Source organism: Sphingomonas sp. ABOLH (assembly GCF_003951715.1).
In the GTDB taxonomy this organism is placed as follows: Bacteria; Pseudomonadota; Alphaproteobacteria; order Sphingomonadales; family Sphingomonadaceae; genus Sphingomonas; species Sphingomonas hankookensis_A.
In genome coordinates, this window is sequence record NZ_QQWV01000021.1 from 41,741 (window position 1) to 62,348 (window position 20,608).

Annotated in this window: 10 protein-coding genes; 3 read left to right on the forward strand and 7 right to left on the reverse strand. The window is 67.8% G+C overall.

The window, feature by feature from the left end:
• Positions 1-120: 120 nt before the first annotated feature.
• The 7 genes from CA237_RS11385 to CA237_RS11415 all read right to left on the reverse strand — a co-directional run bounded on the left by CA237_RS11385 (position 121) and on the right by CA237_RS11415 (position 17,162).
• The gene (locus CA237_RS11385; RefSeq protein WP_126014111.1) at positions 121-2,022 is read right to left on the reverse strand and encodes an alpha-L-fucosidase; all 1,902 of its coding nucleotides are present in this window, start codon (positions 2,020-2,022) and stop codon (positions 121-123) included.
• Positions 2,019-4,139: a hypothetical protein gene (locus CA237_RS11390; protein ID WP_164523867.1), complete on the reverse strand. Its 2,121-nt coding sequence runs from the start codon at positions 4,137-4,139 to the stop codon at positions 2,019-2,021. Before CA237_RS11390 ends, CA237_RS11385 begins: the two co-directional genes overlap by 4 nt.
• A 392-nt stretch (positions 4,140-4,531) precedes the next feature.
• Positions 4,532-6,826, reverse strand: a complete 2,295-nt coding sequence (locus CA237_RS11395; protein ID WP_126014115.1) for a GH92 family glycosyl hydrolase — start codon at positions 6,824-6,826, stop codon at positions 4,532-4,534.
• Entirely contained in the window at positions 6,823-9,405 is a 2,583-nt protein-coding gene (locus CA237_RS11400; RefSeq protein WP_126014117.1) for a glycoside hydrolase family 3 C-terminal domain-containing protein, read from the reverse strand. Before CA237_RS11400 ends, CA237_RS11395 begins: the two co-directional genes overlap by 4 nt.
• A complete protein-coding gene (locus CA237_RS11405; protein ID WP_126014118.1) occupies positions 9,402-12,014 on the reverse strand; it encodes a glycoside hydrolase family 2 protein in 2,613 nt (870 codons plus the stop codon). Before CA237_RS11405 ends, CA237_RS11400 begins: the two co-directional genes overlap by 4 nt.
• The gene (locus tag CA237_RS11410) at positions 12,011-14,299 is read right to left on the reverse strand and encodes a family 20 glycosylhydrolase (RefSeq protein ID WP_084401793.1); all 2,289 of its coding nucleotides are present in this window, start codon (positions 14,297-14,299) and stop codon (positions 12,011-12,013) included. The genes CA237_RS11405 and CA237_RS11410 overlap by 4 nt, the downstream gene beginning before the upstream one ends.
• A gap of 139 nt (positions 14,300-14,438) precedes the next feature.
• Entirely contained in the window at positions 14,439-17,162 is a 2,724-nt protein-coding gene (locus tag CA237_RS11415; RefSeq protein WP_126014120.1) for a TonB-dependent receptor, read from the reverse strand.
• A gap of 509 nt (positions 17,163-17,671) precedes the next feature.
• Here CA237_RS11415 and CA237_RS11420 point away from each other — a divergent pair.
• The 3 genes from CA237_RS11420 to nagA are packed head-to-tail and all read left to right on the forward strand — an operon-like array spanning position 17,672 to position 20,596.
• Positions 17,672-18,382 (forward strand): GntR family transcriptional regulator, encoded by a 711-nt coding sequence (locus CA237_RS11420; protein WP_232308055.1) that lies wholly within the window; start codon positions 17,672-17,674, stop codon positions 18,380-18,382.
• Positions 18,383-18,413: 31 nt separating this feature from the next.
• Positions 18,414-19,472: an SIS domain-containing protein gene (locus CA237_RS11425; RefSeq protein ID WP_066693599.1), complete on the forward strand. Its 1,059-nt coding sequence runs from the start codon at positions 18,414-18,416 to the stop codon at positions 19,470-19,472.
• Positions 19,469-20,596, forward strand: coding sequence for an N-acetylglucosamine-6-phosphate deacetylase (gene nagA / locus CA237_RS11430; RefSeq protein ID WP_066693596.1), 1,128 nt, complete (start codon positions 19,469-19,471; stop codon positions 20,594-20,596). The genes CA237_RS11425 and nagA overlap by 4 nt, the downstream gene beginning before the upstream one ends.
• The last annotated feature ends 12 nt before the right edge of the window (positions 20,597-20,608 follow it).

A 20,608-nucleotide genomic window follows, 5' to 3' on the forward strand; every position in this document is an offset into this window, starting at 1 on the left:
GAAGCGTCCGTCGAGAACTCCCCGTTTGGGGCAGCCCTTCTCGACTTCAGTTCTCGACAGGCTCGAACCTGCGCTCGAAGCAAACGGGGGGATGGGGGCGGGGAAAGGGCAGAGCCTACCTTACCGGAACGCCCCAATCTCCGCGACCGCGATCGCCGGGGCGGGCACCGCCGGCTGGGGGAAGGCGAAGCGCAGGTAGCGGGCCGGTCGTGCTGTCGTGAACGGCAGCCGCTGGGTCGCCCGCGCGTAATTGATGTTCTGGAACTCGCCTTCGCCGCCCGGCGTCCACGTCCTGCCGTCGACGCTGGTTTCGACGCGATATTTCATCGGTGGCGCAGCGTTCGGATCGACATGGCGGGTCGGCGTCAGGGTGAAGCCGGCCAGCGTTTCGCTGCGGCCCATGTCGATCGTCAGCGATGCGGGCGCGGGGCTGGTCCAGGCGGTGCGTGGGCTGTCGTCGAGGATGGCTTCACCGCCGGGCGCGCTGGCGGCGGTGACCTTCCAGCCGGCGCGGTCGACGATGCTGGCGTCGGTGACCTTCAGCGGCGGCAGGTCGACCGGCGCGACCGAGCGGAACAGCGCGAATTCGCGGAGTGCAGGACCGGCTTCGGCGGCGACGGTGCGGAATCGCACGCGGCGCGGGGTGATCGGGGCGGGCAGGCGGACGAGGCGCTGCGGTCCGACCATGTCCTTCTCCGCCACCGTGGTCCAGCTATCGCCGCCGTCCGACACGTCGATGGCGAAGCGGGTGACGCGCAGGCCGAGCGGGAGCCATTCCTGCAACCGCACCGTGTCGAAGCTGCGGCCGGGTGGTAGGTCGAGGATAATGCTGGCGTTTTTTGCCTCGGGCGGGGCGAGCCAGAAGGTGTCGAGCCGGCCGTCATTGACGTTGCGGGCGGAATTGCCGGGCAGGTCGGCGCTGGCGGTCGCGACCGCGCCATCGGCCCGATTGTTGGCGAAGGTTGCGCGCAACGCGTTGCCGAAGGCGGTCAGGCTGGCGACGTCGCGGTCATGGATTCGGCCGCGGCGGTCGGGGGGGAGGTTCAGGTGGAAGGTGGTGCCATGGCCAACCGATTGATCGTACATCTCCATGATTTTGCTGGGTAATTTTACCTTGGCATCCTCATCGGCATGGTAGAACCAGCCCGGCCGGATCGAGACGTTGGTCTCCGCCGGCCACCAGAGTTCGGCGCCGCGCACGCCGGTATTGCCCTTTGCCTGATCATAGGGTTCGTTGGGCATGGTCGGCCAGCATGGGTCGGCGGCGTGGCCGTCCTCGTTCCCGACCCAGCGGATGTCGGCGCCCAAGGGATCGAAGGTGCAGGCATCGGGTTGCAGTTCGTGGACCAGCTTCACGATCGACGGCCAGTTATAGTATTGAACCGCATCGATTTTCCGCGTCTCGCGCGCGCCGCCATAATAGCCGTCGCCGCCGTTCGCGCCGTCGAACCACACTTCGAACAGCTTGCCATAGCGGGTGCACAATTCGGTCAGCTGCGCGCGGTAATAGGTGATGTAGCTGGGCGTGCCATAGTCCGCGCGGTTGCGGTCCCAGGGTGACAGATACACGCCGAAGTTGATCCCGCCGCGCCGGCACGCCGCCTCCAACTCGCCGACAATGTCGCCTTTCCCCTGTTTATAGGGCGAATTGCGGATGCAATGTTCGGTCAACATCGTCGGCCACAGGCAGAAGCCGTCATGATGCTTGGCGGTCAGGATCAGCCCGGTCAGCGCGCCCGCCTTGGCCGCCGCGACGATCTGATCGGGGTCGAAATCGGTCGGGTTGAACAGCTTCGGGTCTTCGTCGCCGTAACCCCATTCCTTGTCGGTGAAGGTGTTGATCGAGAAATGGACGAAGCCGTACTGGCGATGGTCGTGCCATTTCAGCTGGCGCGGCGACGGCGTGGCGCCCCAGGGGGCCGGCGTCTCGGGCGGCACCGGCACGATGCTGTTGTAGCGGGTGCAGGCGGTCGCCCCGGCGATCAGGCTGCTGCCCATCAGGGTGCGGCGGGAAAACTTCATTGCTCTGCTCCGGGATCGGTGGGTGCGAAAGGTTCGGGGATCAACCAGGTCTGCGCGATCTGATGACCGCGCCCGCCGCCGCCGATACCCGGCGGGCGGTGCCATTCGAGGGTCAGCGCGCCGTCGGCGGTGAGCGATGGCGGGATGGCGGTTTCGACGGTCTCGCGGTCGCCCTGTCGTGCGCGAAAGCCGTGCAGTTCGACGCCGTCGCCGGTCAGGCGCATCGGCAGGGCATAATCCTCGCCCGCCCAGCGCGCGATCAGGCGGTAGCGGCGACCCCGCTCCAGCCCGGTATAGCGCAGCCGCACCGGGGTTTCGTACAGCCCCTCCGCATAGCTCAAATCCGCCATGCGCCAGCCCTGGTCGGGGATATGGTCGGCGACGCCGTCGATGGCACTTTCCATCGATTGCGGGTCGGCATCGAAGCCGGGGCCGCGCACCAGATGCGGTTCGGCGGTCGGATCGCCGAGATCGTCGTACAGCGCCACGTCGCGGGTGCGCCAGGGGTCGCCGATCGCGTAGAGGCGGGCGGCGGCGTCGGGACGGGCAAGTGCCTCGGCCATCTCCGCCTCGACGACTTTGCGGTCGTTGAGCTGGATGTCGGCACGGTCGAGATTGGCGCCGCGTTCCCAGTGGGAGGCCCCATAGCGCGGGACCGACAGCTGCATGCGGGCGTGCGTCCACAGCCGGTCGGCGATGGCGGTCAGGTCGGCACGCAGCGGGGCGACGATCGCCGGTTCGGGCCGGGCATAGGCGAAGCGCGCGGCGGCGACGGTGGCCTCTGCACCGATCGCCGGGGCCTGTCGCAGCGTCCAGCGTGCTTCGCTTTCATTGGCCTTGGCGGCGATCAGCCGGTGGCGGACCAGCGCGTCATAGGTGGCGCGGTAGCGGTAGAGATCGATGCGCCAGTCGGCCCAGGGGGCGGGGCGCAGGTCCGCGATCAGCCGCGCGGTGGCGTCGATCCCGGCATTGGCCGACGGGTCGCCGCGCCAATTGCCCTCCAGCGCCTCCGGCACGGCGACGAAGGCCATGTCGCCGATGAACATCCGCGCGTAGTCGGCGGCGATGTCGGATGCTGGCGTGGCGGGATGCCAGCCGAGGCGGAACCACTGGGTCACGTTCCAGTCGTCATTGACCCCTTCGCTATAGGTCACGAAGCCGCGCGTGGCCGGCGCGAGATAGGCGAAGATGCGGGTCGTGGCGGCGGGGCGCGGGTTTACGGGCTCGCGCCCTTGCGTGAGCGCGAAGGCAGGATGCCAGTGGGGAATCGGGAATTGCGCGTGCATGGTGTGTGCGGTGTCGGGATAGGTTTCGATCGGGTATCGCCCGGCGATGCGCGCGCGATGCGCCTCGATCCCGTCGCGAGTCTGGGGGCCGACGAAGATGGCGCTGAGCCAGCGCGGGTTTTTGGCGAGTTGTGCGTGGAAGGCATCGAGCCCGGCGGCGTCGAACCCCTGGGTCGACAGCAGGACTTCGGCTTTCGCGAAACGCTGGCGGAGGGCGGTGGCGATGCGCCCGGCGAGCGGGAACAGCCGGTCGGGCGCGGTATGGCCGGGATCGCCGCCGGGGATGTAGAGCGCGTCGAGCGCGGGGAGCTTGGCGGCCAGCGCGGTGAAGTCGGCGACCTCCGCATCGGCGCTGCCCGGTTTGTCGTAATCGCGCAGCAGCGGGTAGAAGAGCGCGACGTCGAGGCCGAGACGCCGGGTGGCGCTCGCGACCGCGATCAGTGTTTCGGTGGCGGGCAGCGGGGAAAGCGGCGAGGTCGCGGCGTCGTCGGATACCGGCGCGACGAACTGGATGCGGTTGCCGCCGAGCAGCGCGAAATCCTCGATCCGGCGGGTGAGCATGGGGACGTCCCAGGCATCGTAGCTGTTGTTCTTGGCGCGGTAGCCGATCTGGGTGCCGCGGATCGCCATCGCCGGGGCTTCGGTGACGTAGGGCGGCGCGGTGAGGGTGAGATGGTCGAGGTGGCGCAGGAGGTAGCCGGCGGCGTAGAGGCGCGCGCGGGTGGTGGCGGCGCGGATGGTGATCGCGTCGCGGCTGGTGGTGATGGCGAAGGCTTCGGGGGCGAGGCGGGCCGGGGCGAAGCGGATGGTGACCGTCTTTTCCCAGCACACTCCGTATCCCCGCGAAGGCGGGGATCCAGTGCCATGAACGCAACCGTCGGTTCTGCTTGGCTCTGGACCCCCGCCTGCGCGGGGGTACGGTTGTGGTTGTGGTTGTGGTTGTGGTTGTGGTTGTGGTTGTGGTTGTGGTTCGGGCGTAGCCTGACCTGCCAACCCTTCATTCCGGCGAAGGCCGGAATCCATGGTGTCGGGGGCTGTCGCTTCCTGCGCGACCGTCTCCCCATCCATGGATCCCGGCTTTCGCCGGGATGACGGGGGGCACACCGCGCCGCGTTCCGCCAACCGCTCGCGCAGCACCTGCGCCGCCGGGTCGGTGCCGACGACACAGGCGGCGGCCAGCGGCACCGTCAGCGGCGCGGCGGTGGCGAGGAGCGCGGCGGCGATCATGCGTGGCCGGGACGGTCCTTGGGTGCGCGACCGAACGCCTTGTTCGGTTCGGCCGCCATGTCGAACACCAGCCGTCCGCCCCGGACCAGATCGGCGTGCGCGATCCAGCTTTTCGTCCACGGACGCCCGTTCCAGGTGACGCTGCGGACATAGGGGCGGTCGGGGGCGTTGCCGCGCGCCTCGACGATCAGCCGTTTGCCGCCGCCAACCTGCACGGTCGCACGGTCGAACAGCGGGCTGCCCAGCACATAGGTCGCGCTGACCGGATCGACCGGATAGAAGCCCAGTGCCGAGAGCAGATACCATGCGCTCATCTGCCCGCAATCATCGTTGCCGATGATGCCGTCGGGCCGGTCGTGGTACATTTCGGTCAGCAGGCGGCGGACCATCGCCTGCGTTTTCCATGGGCTTCCGCACCAGGCGTACATGTACGCGACATGGTGGCTGGGTTCATTGCCATGCGCGTACTGGCCGACCAGTCCCGAGATATCGGGCGGGGCGTCGGCGGGGAGTTCGGACGAGGCGGTGAACAGGCCGTCGAGCTTCGCTTCGAACGCGGCATCGCCGCCCATCGCCGCGACCAGGCCGGGAATGTCGTGCTGGTTGAGGAACGTCGCCTGCCAGCCATTGCTTTCGGTGAAGTCGCGCCACTTCTTCGAATGGCCGAGCGCGTTGGGGGCATAGGGTTCGGCCCAGTCCCCGTTCGCCAGCCGGCCGCGGGCGAAGCCGATCCGCTGGTCGAACACGTTGCGCCAGTTGCCCGAGCGCTTGCGCAGGCGCGCGGCCCCGGCGGAGTCGCCCGCCGCGTCGGCGATGAACGCGCCGGCATAATCGTCGTAGGAAAACTCCAGCGTCTTGGACACGCTTTCGAAGATGCGGTCGGCGGGCGCATAGCCGAGTTCGTCATACGCCTTCACGCCGATGCTGTTGTCGAGATTGGGCGTAGTCCAGTCGAACGAGCGCTTTTTCACCCCGCCCCATGCGGCGGCATAGTCGGCGGCGATGCCTTTCGCGCGCGCTTCGGCGAGGACGGGGACGGCGTGCCAGCCGATCATCGTGCCGGTTTCCACCCCCTGTAGCGGCCAGACGGGCGGGCCGAACGGGCTTTGCTGGGTCTGGCGGATCAGGTCGCGGATGAAGGCCTGGGTCAGCTTCGGGCGGATCAGCGTCTGCAAGGGGTGGAAGGCGCGATAGGTGTCCCACAGCGAATAGGCGCTATAGGCCGCCTCGCCGCGCGGGACGGTGTGCGTCTGGCGGTCGAGGCCGACATAGCGGCCATCGACGTCGGAGAAGAGCGTCGGGCCGATCGAGGCGTGGTAGAGCGCCGACGCCGCGACCACGCGCTGTTGCTCGGTGCCGCCGTCGAACCGGATCAGGTTGAGTTCGCGCGCCCATGCCGACCGGGCGGCGCGGGCGTAGCGGTCGAAGTCCCAATGCTTCGCTTCGGCGGTCAGATTGGCCTTGGCGCCGCCCAGGTCGACGGCGGAGATGCCGGTGCGGATGACGATCGGCGCGGCGCCCGCGTCGTTATAATGGAGCACTGCCTTCAGGCGCTTGCCGGTGACGCCCTTGTCGCCGGCCGGGGTGTCGTTGTCGCTGAAGAACTCGACGCGATCGGGTTTGCGCGACAGCTGCATCGCGAAGAAGATGCGGCGGCCCTTGGCCCAACGGAACACGCGGCGGGTGCCGGTCAGGGTGCCGTCGGGTTCGAGGGTGAGTGCGGCCTCGTCGATATAGGGGCGCTGGTTCGGACCCTCCAGCACGAGGTGCGAGAGGTCGATCAGGATATGGCCGGGGCCGGCGGGGAAGCGATGACGCTGGATGCCGGTGCGGTCGGTAACGGTCAGCTCGGCACGCACCCCGCTTTCGAGGGTGACGGCGTAATAGCCGGGTTCGGCGACCTCCTGGCTGAACCGCTGGCGATAGCCCTTGTCGGGGTCGTCGAGCGGGCCGCCTTCCAGCAACACGGGCCCGCGTGTCGGCACGACCAGCACGTCGAGCATGTCGCCGATGCCGGTTCCCGACAAATGGGTGTGGCTGAAGCCGAGGATCGAGCCGTCGTCCTTGTGATAGCCCGAACAGGTCGCCCAGCGCGCGGTGTCGGTGTCGGGGGAGAGCTGGACCATCCCGAACGGCATGGTCGCGCCGGGGAAGGTATGGCCGTCGCCGCCGGTGCCGACGAACAGGTTCGGGCGGGCTGGGGCGGTGCCGGCGGCGCCGACGGGGAGTGCATCGACCACCGCGAGCGCGGCGGTGCCGGCCAGCAGGGTGCGGCGCGAAAGGCGGATCATTTCGGCAACTCCTGCGTGCCCGTGATGGTGAAGGCGACCTCCTGTCCGGGGGTGCTGCCCGGCTGGCCGCCGCCGAGGAACAGGCGATAGGCGCCCGGCCGCACCGCGCGGGTGCCGTCGAGCGACACGGTGCTGAGCAGGCGCGGGTCGAGCGTGAAGGTCACGGTCTTTGCCTGACCGGGCTTGAGCGCGACGCGCTGGAAGGCGACGAGGCTGTGGCGCAGGACCGGGTCGTTCCATGCGCCGACCTTGTTGAGCGCGGCCGGGGCGATCAGGTAAGCCTGTGCGACTTCCTCGCCGGCGCGCTTGCCGGTGTTGGTGATGCGGGCGGTGACGGTGAGCGGCTGGCCGGCGGTCAGCGTCGTCGGCGCCTTGCCGTCGGCATAGGCGTAGCTGGTGTAGCTCAGGCCGTGGCCGAAGCCCCAGAGCGGCTGGCCGTCGAAATAGCGATAGGTGCGGCCCTTCATATTGTAATCGACGAAGGCGGGCAGGTCGCTCGTCTTCGCATAGAAGGTGACGGGCAGGCGGCCCGAGGGGTTGGTCGTGCCGTCGAGGACATCGGCGATGGCGGTGCCGCCGACCTCACCCGGATACCAGCCGGCGAGGATCGCGTCGGCATGTTGTTTCGCCCATTCCATCGCGACCGCGCTGCCCGACAGGAGGACGACGATCAGCGGCTTGCCGGTTGCCTTGACCGCTTCGAGCAGTTGTTGCTGCGCCTGCGGGAGCGCGATGTCGGTGCGGTCGCCGCCCGAGAAGCCGGCGACTTCGAGGCGGAGTGCCTCGCCCTCGACGGCGGGGGACAGGCCGACGAAGGCGACCACGGCATCGGCGGATTGCGCGGCGGCAACGGCTTGTGTGCGCTGCGGATCGGCGGGGGCGATCCAGGTCAGGCGGATGCTGTCGTCGGTGCTGGCATGGATCAGGTCTAGGCGGAAGGCTTTGGGCGACGTGTCGGCGAAGTCGAGCAGCGCCTCCATCCGTTCGGACTTGCTGTCGTTCGCGGCGCCTTCGACGGCGGCGGTGCCGGTGGCGCTGAGCACGTCCTTGCCATCGACCCACAATCTCACCGCGTCGCGGCCCGAGCATTTGTCCCAGCAGCGGTTGATGTCGATGCGCAGCGTGTAGCGGCCCGGCCCCGGCGGGGTCAGCGTGCCGGTCCAGCGCACGCCGTAGTGGTCGACGGGCAGGTTCGCGGCGGGGCTGGTGCGCGCCCAGTTGAAATCGATGGTGCGGTCGGTGCGGGTCAGCACCGGTGTGCCGGTCATCGCCGGGTCTGCGAAGAACTCGGCCTTCAGCCCCGAACCGAACGCCGTCTGCGGGACGGGGAGGGGAACGCCCTCGGCCAGTGTCGACCCTTGCGCATAGGTGACGGCGAAGCGGTCGGTCAGCCCTTTGAGCGGCGTTACCGGGGCGGCGGAGGTGCCGTTGTAATTCGCTTCCAGCACGTCGAGGCTGTCGGCATTGGGGCCGACGACCGCGATCCGGGCGCCGCGCTTCAACGGCAGGACGCCGTTGTTCTGGAGCAGGACCAGCGACTTGCGCGCGGCCTCCAGCGCCAGCGCGCGGTTGGCGGGGGTGTGGAGGGCGCTGGTGGGAATCGAATCCCACCGGCTCTTGGCGCCGAACGCATGGCCGAGGCGCTTGCGAGCTTCGAAGGTGCGGGTGAGCGCGCGGTCGATGACCGCCTGTGTCGTCAGGCCGCGTTCGAGTGCCCTGGGCAGCGCGGCGTAGGCGGTGCCGCAATTGACATCCATACCGGCATTGATCGCGGCGGCGGAGCCGGCGGCATTGTCGAGCGCATAACGCTGATAATGGGCGATGTTGCCAATCGCGTCGCAGTCCGACACGACCAGCCCGTTCCAGCCCCAGTCGCGGCGGATGCGATCGTTGAGCAGCCAGTCGGCGGCACAGACCGGCACGCCGTGGACGCCGTTATAGGCGCACATCACCGACTGCGCCTTCCCCTCGGTCAGCGCGCGACGGAAGGCGGGGAGGTACGTCGCCTCCATGTCATAGGGTGCGGTCTGCACGCTGAACGCGTCTCGGCCCGCCTCCGGCCCGCTATGGGCGACCAGATGCTTGGGCGTGGCGATGACGCGGGGTTGCAGCGGGTCGGGGCCTTGCAGGCCACGGACATAACCGACCGCCAGCGCGCCGGTCAGCACCGGGTCCTCGCCATAGGTTTCCATCCCGCGGCCCCAGCGGGGATCGCGGAAGATGTTGATGTTGGGCGACCAGATGGTCAGCCCCTCGTAGCGCCGCCGGTTCTTGCTCGGCAGGGCGTTGTATTTGGCGCGGGCCTCGGTCGACACGACGGTGCCGATCCGCTCCATCAACGGCGCATCCCACGTCGCGGCGAGGCCGATCGCCTGCGGAAACACGGTGGCGACGCCGTTGCGGGCGAGGCCGTGCAGCGCCTCGTTCCAATAGTCATAGGCGGGCAGGACATCGCCCTGCGCCGGGGCGGTGCTTTGCAGTTGCGCCGCCTTTTCCGCAGGCGTCATCGCCGCGATGGTCGCGGCGATCTGCGGGTCGGGTTCGGCCGTGCCGGCGAGCAGGGCGAGGAGAAGGCTCACTTGGCGGCTCCGAGCGTTTGCAGCCGGAGCGCCTTCTTGAGCGAGCCGGCCGATGCCTTGCCCTCGATCGTCACCGTCGCGCTTTCGCCGGGCAACAGGTCGAGGAAATTGTCCGACGCCCGCACGTCGAGCGTGCCGAAGCCGATCCACAGCGCACGGGCGAGGCGGGTGGCGGTCACGGTCAGCGCCGGCTTGCCATCGACCGTCGACCAGCGGGTGACGAGCCCCGGATCGGGCAGCGTCATGTCCTTTTCGGGCAAGGCGGTCACCAGCGCGCGCGACGCGACCGCGCCGTCGACCAGCAGTTCGACCACGGTCACGCTACGCTTCGGATCGGCGCCCTTGAACAGGTCCGCATCGGTCATCGTCGCGACCTTCGTCGCCGACAGCGCGGGCAACTGGATCGCGGTTTCATGCGCCATCGTCACCTTGCCATCCATGTCCATCGTCCGCATCCGCCAGCGCGCGGTGACGGGAGCAGTCCGGTCGGAGATCAGTGTGATGTCGGTGGTGCCGGTCGGCTTGCGCGCCGCCGAGACGGCGAGCGGGGCGTAGAAGCGACGGGCGGCGAAGTGTAGCGCCTTCCACCGGCCATAATAGTCGATGCTCGACCAGGACGCGCCGGGCCAGACGTCGTTCAGCTGCCAGTAGAGCGAACCGCTGGTGACCGGACGGCAGGCGCGGTGGTGCAATGCGCCCAGCTGGATACCGTCGGCCTGCATCACCTGGCTGAGATAGACGAAATCGGCGAAGTCGCGGGGTTCGCGATAGCGCATGCGGATATAGTCGAGCAGCCGCTGTTGCCCCGCGCCCTTCAGGAACTTCTGGTGCGCGGTCATGACGAGGGAGTCGATCGCGTAGTCCGCAGGCTTCGCGAACTTCGCGATGGTCGCCATGTCGGGCATCGCCTGCAGCCCATATTCCGACATGAAGCGCGGGCAGCTGTCGAGATAGGCGGTGGCGGGCTTCTTGCCGCCCCATACGTCCCAATAATGGCGGTCGCCATTGCCGTCCTGATCGGGCTTGCCCTCGTAATTGGCGCTCGGGCTGCCGGGCCAGTAGGGGACGTCGGCGTCTCGGGCGGAGGCGGCGTCACGCAGCACACGATCGAACAGGATCGCCATGCCGACCCCGACGCGTTCCTGTTCATCGGCCCCGACGCGCTTCTTGAAGGCGGTACGGTCGCTCCACCCCTCCCAGCCCGACAGTACTTCGTTATTGCCCGACCAGAGCACGATCGAGGGATGCGCCTGTACCCGATCGACCTGTTCCTCGGCCTCGATCTTCACCGATTCGCGATAGTCGGGATCATAGGGGGTGATCGCGCCGCCGAACATGAAGTCGGACCAGATCATCAGCCCCAGCCGGTCGGCGGTGTCGAAGAAGCTGTCGGGCAGGTACATGCCGCCGCCCCAGATGCGGATCATGTTCATGTTCGCCGCCTTCGCGTCGCCCATGATCTTCGCCATGTATGCATTGGTGACCCGCGGGCCGAAGCTGTCGAACGGGATCAGGTTCGCGCCCTTGGCGAATACGGGGATGCCATTGATGCGGAACAGCATCCCCCGGCCGATCGCGTCCTTCTCGCGGACCAGTTCGACGGTACGGATGCCGGTCGAGCGCTGCTGGGCGTCGACCAGTTCGCCATCGAGGCGGGTTTCGGTCGCGACGGTGTAGAGCGGCTGCGCGCCATAGCCGGCGGGATACCAGAGCTGCGGGTTGGCGATGGTGAGGGGAACGCTAACCCGGTTCTCGCCCGCCGTCACCGCGACGGTGCGGGTGGCGCGGACCTTGGTGCCGTCGGGGGCGGTGACGATCGCATCGACCTGCACGGTCGCATCGCGATCGGCGATCAGGGTGACGTCGGCGGACAGGCGCGCCTCGACCGCCGTCACCGCCTCCTGCTGGACGCGGAGCGTATCGATGCGGACGTCGTCCCACGCATCGATCCTGACCGGGCCGTTGGGACCGACATTGATGATGCGGGGCCCCCAGTCCCAGCCATAATGATATTTGGGCTTGCGGATATAGGGCGAGGTCTGCCGACCTTCCGGCTCGTCGCCAGCGGTCGAGTCATATTCGCCGGGCAGGGGGTTTTCGAGTCCAGCCACCATCGGCTTCAACACGCCCAGCGGCGATTTGAAGAGGATGCGGATCTCGTTCGCGCCGGCCTTCAGCAGCGGCTTGGCGTCGGCGCGCCAGCGGCGATGTGCATTGTCGGCGGCGAGGAGCTTCTGTCCGTTGACGAACACCTCGGCAAAGGTGTCCAGCCCGTCGAACACCAGATCGACATGCCCGCGCGCCAGCAGCAGCGGCGAGGCGTTGAGCGTGCCTTTATACTCCCAGTCGCTGCGCCCGACCCATTGGATGGTGGCTTCGTTCAGGCCGATGAACGGATCGGGCGTGACCTTCGCCGCGATCAGGTCGGTCTGGACATAGCCCGGCACTTTGGCGGGCAACCAGCGTGCGGCCTTCGGATGCTCCTTCGCCGCGGTATCGCCGGGGGCTAGGCGGACCTGCCAGCCCTTGTCGAGCGTCACCGTCTCGCGCGGGGCGGCCCACAGGGCGGCGGGAGCGGCGGCGAGGAGCAGGAACAGGGCAGGCTTCACTTGGCGCTTTCCAGTTGCAGCGTGTCGACCGTGTAGAAGGGGTCGGACAGCGGGGAGGTGAATTGCAGGCACACGTCCGCATCACCCGGCTGTTTCGCGAAGGTCCCGGTAAAGCTGAACCGGTTGGGCGCGGTATCCGGGTCGGGCAGCGGGAAGGTGGCGGCGATGGTGCCGTCGCAGCCGCCGGTCCGCATCACCAGCTCGCCATGTTCGGTCACCGCGAAATGTTCGCGCAGCGCCTTATAGTCATGGGCGAGGCCATAGTGGCGCGGCAGGCGGGCGACCGTCACCGTGAACGCCTGCGCCACGTCGAGCGGCATCTTCTGCGCCTGGGTACAGGTGTCGAAGATGTTGACGTTGTACGCCGGGGCATCGCCCGACTGGCCCGAGACCAGCGGCACGCGCAGGCCCAGGGCGCCCTTCGGACAGGCGACCATGTCGGCCGTGCCGGTCGCGCGCAGCAGCGCCGGGCGGGTCGCGTCGAAGGCACGGGGGCGGGCGAGGGCGTGGCCGTCGCTGGCGAAGGCGGCGGCAGTGATCGTCTGCCCCGGCTTCACCGCGATCGGGGCGGCATAGGCACGCGAGCGGGCGGTCGGCTGGCTGCCATCGGTGGTGTAGCGGATCGTGCCCGCGCCGGTCTGGGTGGTCAGCGCCAGTTTCGGCGCCTTGCCGCGCAGCACGTCGCCCTTCGATCCATCGAGCGCATAGGTCACGGCGAAGGCCGCGTCGGCGGCGGCGATCCCCTGTCGCTCGTACCGCAGCATCTGCGGCTGGAGGCGTTCGACGAAGCCCTTCCAGTCGCGCTTGTCGCGCGGGCTCCAGGTGAATTCGGCGATCGCGGACAGGCGCGGGAAGGTGGCGTGCTCCTTCTGCTTGGCGGTCGCCAGATATTCCGACCACGCATTGCCCTGCGCGCCCAGCACATGCGCGGCGGCTTCTGCGGTCACGCCGGGGCGGACCGGTTCATAGCCATAGACCATCTCCAGCGTCTGCAGCCCGATGCGGCCGGGCGGTTCGTCGCCGGCGGTCGACTGGATATTGTCGAGATAGAGGTTGGGGGCAGGCGACATGACCACGTCATGCCCCTTGTTCGCGGCCTCGACCGCGCCCGCCTCGCCGCGCCACGACATGACGGTCGCGCTGGTCGGCACGTCGCCTTCGAGAATCTCGTCCCAGCCGATCAGGCGGCGGCCCTTGGATGCCAGATGCTTGCCAAGCTCGGAGATCATCCAGCCCTGCATCTGGTTCTCGGTCTTCAGGCCCAGCGCCTTCATCTGCGCCTGCACCTCCGGCGAGCGCTGCCACTGGTCCTTGATCGCCTCGTCGCCGCCGACATGGATGAACTGGCCGGGGAAGATGTCGATCAGCTCGTCGAGTACGTTCTTGATGAAGGTCATGCTGCGGGGGCTGGGGGAGAAGAGCCATGGATTGACGCCCCAGTCATGGCCGACCGGCGGGCGGTCGCCGAGCACGCCGACCTCCTCAGGGTACGCCGCGACCGCCGCCTGGGCATGGCCGGGCATGTCGATTTCGGGGACGATGGTGATGCCGCGCTCCGCCGCATAGGCGACCAGCTTGCGCAGCTCGTCCTGCGTATAGAAGCCGCCGACCTTCGGGCCCGGCTGTCCCCCGGCGATGGGCGGCACGCGGAAGCCGCCGATTTCGGTCAGCTTGGGGTAGCGCTTGATCTCGACGCGCCATCCCTGATCGTCCGACAGGTGCATGTGCAGCGTGTTGAGCTTCTGCGCGGCCATGGTGTCGATGACCGGATAGAGCGTATCGATCGGCTGGAACGAACGGGTCACGTCGACCATCAACCCGCGCCAGCGGAAGCGTGGGGCGTCGTTGATGGTGGTCGCGGCGACGCGCACCGGCTTGCCGAACGCGGTGTCGGGGCTGAGCAGCTGGGCGAGCGTCATCGCGCCCCAGATCAGGCCGCGGTCGCCGCTGGCGGCGATGGTGATCGCGCGCGGCGTTACGGTCAGGCGGTACGCTTCGTCACCGGCTATGGCCGCGTCGCGGACGAAGCGGATCGGACCGGTCGTGGCAGGCGTCAGGGTCAGGCCGCGATCGACCTTCACCCGGTCGGCCAGCAGGCGCGCGGCGGTGGCGGCACCCTGGTCGGCGGCCGGGGCGGCGATGCCGGCGCCGTTCGCGATGGTGATCGATCCGCTGGCCGGCGTCATCTGTGCGGGGAGGGGCAGGAGGGGGGCGGTCTGTGCCGATGCCGGGGCAACGATCGCGGTGGCGGCAGCGAGGGCTGCCCAGGTCAGACGGTGCTTCACGCGATACTCCCCTTGGGTTGGCAGGCCGATTCGGCTCTGTCCGAAACTCTAGCGGCCCGAACGAAAAAAGGCCCCGGCAAAGCCGGGGCCTTCACGCGAAACGGAGGGCACGGGCCGCACCCCCCGGATCACCGGCCCCTTACATGCGGAAGGTGGCGTTGAGCGAGAACACGCGGCCGTTCTTGTAGACCGAGGTCGGCGCGTTCGGCGTGCTGCTGTACTGATAGTAGGTTTCGTCGAGCAGGTTCGAAGCCTGTGCCGTGATCGACACGCCTTCGGTCAGCGCATAGCTGATCTGCGCGTCGAGCTGGCGATAGGCGTCGGTATAGTCCTGCGACGACTGGCGGCCGAAGCGGTAGAAATACTTCGAGCGGCGGTTGTAGCTGACCCGCGCCTGGAACGGCCCGTTCTCGTAATAGGGCGAGAGCTGGAGCGTGTGGCGCGACAGGTACGGCAGGCCGGTCGCCAGCGAGGCTTCGGCATCGGCGAAGGTGTAGCTGCCCTGGAAGCCGAAGCCCCAGATCAGGTTGGTGTTGCCCGACAGCGAGAAGCCGGTGACCTGCGCGGTGCCGCCATTGACCGGCCGCGAAACGGCATAGGTCGCGTTGCGGGCGAGCAGGACGTTGAACTGCGTCTCGTTGTTCACCTGGTTGACGGTGTAGTTCGAAATGTCGCGGTAGAAGAATTCGGCCGCCAGGAAGCTGGCCGGCGCGAAATACCATTCCGCCGACAGACCATAGTTGGTGGCTTCATACGGCTTGAGCGCCGGGTTGCCGCCGCTGCCCGACAGCTGGTTGTCGTCGAGCGACAGCGAACCGGCAAGGTCGCTGTAGCGCTGGCGGGCCAGCACCTTCGCCGCCGACGCACGCAGCACCACGTCGTCGCCCGCCTGGTAGATCACGTTGGCCGAGGGCAGCAGGCGGTTATAGTCGTTCTTGACCGGCGTGTAGGTGTAGATCGGGAACAGCTGACCCGCGCGGTTGCTGGCGGTGTAGAACTTCGCTTCGTCGCTGGTGTGGGCGAAGCGGACGCCGACGTTGCCGCGGAACTTGCCGGTTTCGAAATTCGCCTGGGCATAGGCGGCCGCGATCTTTTCGTTCACGCCGAAGAATTCGTTGAACGAGAAGCCGCGATCGATCTGCTTGTTGCCGTACTTGGCCAGCGCGGCGATGATGCCGTCCTTGTCCAGCGTGGCGTAAGGCGTGCCGTTCCCCGACACGCCGAGGCCGTTATAGAGACCGCCCGGCAGCACGTAATAGGGCAGGTCGGCCAGCGTGAAGTTCTGGTTGGTGAAGACGGCGTTGCTGTAGGTCGTCTGCTTGTTGTCGTGGTCGACATAACGGCCGCCGAACAGGATTTCCTTGATCGGACCGAATTCGACCGGGTGCTTGAAGTTGATTTCGGCGAACTTTTCCTGGTCCATCGTGAAGCCCGACTGGAGCGGGATGCCACCGATCTGGCGACCGAAGAACTGCTGCCCGCCGTTGCGGGCCAGATCCTGCGCACCGAGATTTTCGCCGCCGACGGCGGTGAAGTTGCTCAGCCACATCGACGGGTCGCTGGCCGGCTTGGCCCAGTTGACGACGGTGTTCTGGCCGTTGGCGCCCGAGGTGAAGCCCTGCTGCGTACGGAAGTCGAGCAGATATTCGGGGTCCTTGCCGCCGGTCGCCTTGGTGCCGCCGACATTGCCGTTGATCGTCCAGTCGCCGGGCGTCCAGTCGACGAGCAGCGTGACCGAATCGTTCTTCAGGCGGGTGCGGCGATAATTGGTGTCGAGCTGGCCGGTCGCGCCGGCCTGGCCGGTCGGGATGCCGGCGAAGGTCGCCGAGGTGACGAGGCCGTCCGACGACTGTGCCGAGATCAGCCGCGAGCCTTCGAAGCCATAGGTATAGGCCGAGTTCGACACGTTGTCGTAATTGCCGCGGATGAACAGGCCGGTCGCGGTCACGGTCAGGTTGTCGGTCGGACGGGCCTGCACCGCACCCGAGAACCCGATGCGCTCACGTTCCTGCTTGAAGAATTCGCGGGCGAGGAACGAGGCGAAGCGCGCGCTGCTGAAGCTGGCGCGTTCGGCGGCGGTCAGCGCGGTGATGTTCTTGCCGTTGATCGTCGCGGTATTGGGTGCGTTGGCGAGCAGCGCGTCGCCGGTGCGATACCAGTACACCGCCGAACCGGCGCGGCTGAGCTGTTCCTTGTCATAGCTGACCGAGCCGAGGAAGCCGATCGTGTCGTCGGCATTGTGCCAGCTGTACAGCGCCGATCCGCGGAAGCTGCCGCGCTTCGCACGGTCGTTATATTCGCCGCCGGCGGTCGCGGCGATCGTGCCCGACTTCAGGTCGAGCGGCTTGCGGGTGACGACGTCGACGCTGGCGCCGATCGCGCCTTCCTGCAGGCGCGCTTCGGGGGTCTTGTACACGACCGCCTGGCTGATGATCGTCGGCGACAGCAGCGAATAGTTGAAGGTGCGGCTCGACCGGTCGGACGGGTTGCCGCCCCAGTCGGCCGAGGCGACCGAGTGGCCGTCGACGGTCAGGCGGTTCAGCGCCGGCTCGACACCCGCGATCGACAGCTGCTCGCCTTCGCCGAACTGGCGGTCGACCGTCACGCCCGGCAGGCGCGCCAGCGAGTCGGCGACGTTCGCGTCGGGAAACTTGCCGACGTCTTCGGCCGAGATGACGTCGACGATCGACCCGGCGTCACGCTTGGTCGCGATCGAGTCCGCGATCGACTTGCGGATGCCGGTGACGGTGATCGTGTCGGCGTCGTCCGTCGTGGTCGGCGCGGGCGCTTCCTGCGCGAAGGCCGGCGTGGCGAGCGCCACCAACGCGGTGGATGCCAGATATGCGAAACGCGAAAATGCCATGGACCCCTACCCCTTAAATCCGAGCGCGAAAGGCGCTCCCCCGATGTGGCCGCGACGGGCGAGACGACATGCGTCCAGCATTGGACCTATATTGGTTCCATGCAGGCTCGTTTTGGTCGACGGCAATGTGACCAATCGCAATCATAAAATCTACATAAAAATGAAAACAATCTTCACTGGTGAGAAATTTGATCCGATTTGCGTGCAATCGCCGCCTATGGCGAGGTTGTGCGAGTCTTTGACGCAATAAAATTGCTTAATCCAAAACAAAGGCGGGTTCCGTCGGATAGCGCATGGTCCTATGCAAACGACCGCGATGACCGATCCAATTCGCTGGATGATACCGCGAACAGCGGGCTGAATGGCATGATCCGGCCTGCGGAATCGGCATTGCATAGTACCAAAAACATACCTATCAGAGGGGCGTGTCCGCATCGTCCGCCTCCGCCATCGTTCGTTCGTCCGCCCCGGTTAGCGGCGGTACGGCCTTTTCCGAGCGGGTCGGGCAGTTGCGCGGCGATGCCCACGCGCCGCTCTATGTCCAGTTGCAGCAGCTGGTGCGCAGCGCGATCGAGCGGCGGATCCTGTTGCAGGACGACGCCATCCCGCCCGAGCGCGATCTGGCCGCCGAATATGCCGTATCGCGGATCACCGTGCGCAAGGCGATCGAGGGGCTGGCGAACGAGGGGCTGGTGGTGCGTCGGCGGGGCGCGGGCACCTTCGTCGCGGCGCGGGTCGACAAGAGCTTTTCGAAACTGTCGTCCTTCTCGGAGGATATGGTCGCGCGCGGACGGGTGCCGAGCAGCGCATGGGTGGCGAAGTCGGCCGGGCTGGTGACGCCCGAGGAATCGATGTCGCTCGGCCTGTCGCCCGGTACGCCGGTCTATCGGTTCCAGCGCATGCGCTTTGCCGACGATGTGCGGATGGCGGTCGAATATTCGGCGATCGCCGGCCATTGCCTGCCCAGCGTCGATGCGGTCGGCGAGTCGCTCTATGCCGCGCTGGAGGTCACCGGCTGTCGCCCGGTGCGTGCGCTGCAACGGTTGCGCGCCATGGCGTTTCCCGCCGAACAGGCGAAGCGGCTGGGCGTCGAGGTCGGCCATGCCGGGCTGTTCATCGAACGGCGCGGCTTCCTGGCCGATGGCGACACGGTCGAATTCACCCAATCCTATTATCGTGGCGACGCGTACGACGTCGTCGCCGAACTGAACGCAAGCTGATCCGGCGCCGGCCGGGTCCAAGAGGGGGTTCATGACGTCTATCGCCGAAGCCGGGCCGAAGCCGGTCGCAGCCGGGCACACCGCCATGCACCGCGAGGCGGGGGAGGGCGGCGCAGCGGTCGCCCGCTTCCTGTCGCGCAACGCCGACACGCTCGCCGCGCTGGGGCAATCGCTGCGCGCCGACCCGCCGGCGCTGGTCGTGACCTGTGCGCGCGGATCGTCGGACCATGCCGCGACCTATGGCAAATATCTGGTCGAGACATTGTGCGGCGTTCCGGTCGCCTCGGCGGCGCCGTCGGTCGCGTCGGTCTATGCGACGCGGATGGAGCGGATGAACGCGCTGGTGATCGCGGTGTCGCAATCGGGCCGCAGCCCCGACCTGCTGCGCACCGTCGAAAGCTACAAGGCAGCCGGCGCGCGCGTGGTGGCGCTGGTGAATGTCGAGGATTCGCCGCTCGCAGCCCTTGCCGACACGGTGCTGCCGCTGTCGGCGGGGGCGGAGACCTCGGTCGCGGCAACCAAGTCATTCATCACCTCGCTCGCCGGCCTTGCCGCCATCGCCGCGCATTGGAGCGAGGATGCGGCGCTGCTGGCGGCGCTCGATAACCTGCCTGCTCAGTTGGAAGCGGCGTTCGACCTCGACTGGAGCGCAGTCGCCGATACGCTGGTCGATGCGCGCAATCTGTTCGTGATCGGGCGCGGCTACAGCTTCGGCGTGGCGCAGGAGGCGGCGCTGAAGATGAAGGAAACCTCCGCGCTGCATGCCGAGGCATTCAGCAGCGCCGAGGTCCGCCACGGGCCGATGGCGATCATAAACGACGGCTTTCCGCTGCTGGGCTTTGCCACCTCCGACGATGCCGGCGACGATGTCCGGGCGGCGGCGGCGGAGTTTGCCGGGCGTGGTGCGGCGGTGCATCTGGCCGACGCGGCGAGCGACGACAGCCATCCGCCGGCGATCCGCAGCCATCCCGCGATCGAGCCGATCCTGATGATCCAGAGCTTCTATCGCATGGTCAACATGGTGTCGTTGCGGCGCGGGCTGAACCCCGATCAGCCGCCGCACCTGCGCAAGGTAACGGAAACCCGATGAGCAGTTTCGTTGTTCGCGGCGGCCGCGTGCTCGCCGATCATTGTACGCAGGACAGCTGCGCGTTCCGCGTCGAGAACGGCGTCATCGCCGACTTCCATGCCGGTGCCGACGCGGAGGTCATCGACCTCGACGGCGGCTGGCTGGTGCCGGGTTACGTGGATACGCAGGTCAATGGCGGGGGCGGCGTTCTCTTCAACGACCATCCGACGGTCGAGGGCATTCGTGCGATCGGTGCGGCGCATGCGAAGTACGGCACCACCGCCTTCCTGCCGACGCTGATCAGCGATTCGCTGGATATCGTTGCCGCCGGTCTCGACGCGGTCGATGCCGCGATCGAACAGGGGGTGCCGGGCGTCGTCGGCATCCATGTCGAGGGGCCGTTCCTGAACCCGGCGCGCAAGGGGATTCACGACGACAAGCATTTCCGCGCACTGGACGATGCGGCGATCGACCTGCTGACGCGCCCCCGCAAGGGCGTGGTGATGGTCACGCTGGCGCCCGAGCGCAACGACGTTGCCGCGATCGAGCGGCTGGTCGCGGCGGGCGTGATCGTCAGCATTGGCCATAGCGATGCGAGCTACGAACAGGCGCGCGCGGCGATCGATGCCGGTGCGCGCGGCGTCACCCATCTCTACAATGCCATGTCGCCCTTGAAGCATCGCGATCCCGGCGTGGTCGGCGCGGTGCTGGAGGACCGGAATATCTATGCCGGACTGATCGTTGACGGCGCGCATCTGCACCCGGCGGCGATCCGCGTGGCGCTGGCGGCGCGGCCGATCGACCGGTTCATGCTGGTGACCGACGCGATGCCGACCGTCGGCGCGGCGTCGAAGGAATTCGTGCTCAACGGCCAGCCGATCCATGTCGAGAACGGCGTGTGCGTCGATGCCAACGGCACGCTGGCCGGCTGTGACCTCGATATGGCCACCGCGGTCAGGAACACGGTCGAACTGGGTGTCGCGTTCGAGGATGCGGTGGCGATGGCGTCGGCAAACCCGGCCGCCTTCCTGCGCCTGTCGCACCGCATCGGCAGCATCGATGTCGGCCACAGCGCCGATTTCGTCTGGCTCGCCGCCGACCTGAGCGTGCGCGGCACGTGGATCGCGGGCAACCGCATCGTCTGATGATCCGGCCCG

Excerpts from the sequence above, each read along its gene's own strand:
- CA237_RS11385 (WP_126014111.1), bottom strand. The coding sequence starts at position 2,022 with ATGAAGTTTTCCCGCCGCACCCTGATGGGCAGCAGCCTGATCGCCGGG.
- CA237_RS11395 (WP_126014115.1), bottom strand. The coding sequence starts at position 6,826 with ATGATCCGCCTTTCGCGCCGCACCCTGCTGGCCGGCACCGCCGCGCTC.
- CA237_RS11415 (WP_126014120.1), bottom strand. The coding sequence starts at position 17,162 with ATGGCATTTTCGCGTTTCGCATATCTGGCATCCACCGCGTTGGTGGCG.
- CA237_RS11425 (WP_066693599.1), top strand. The coding sequence starts at position 18,414 with ATGACGTCTATCGCCGAAGCCGGGCCGAAGCCGGTCGCAGCCGGGCAC.
- nagA (WP_066693596.1), top strand. The coding sequence starts at position 19,469 with ATGAGCAGTTTCGTTGTTCGCGGCGGCCGCGTGCTCGCCGATCATTGT.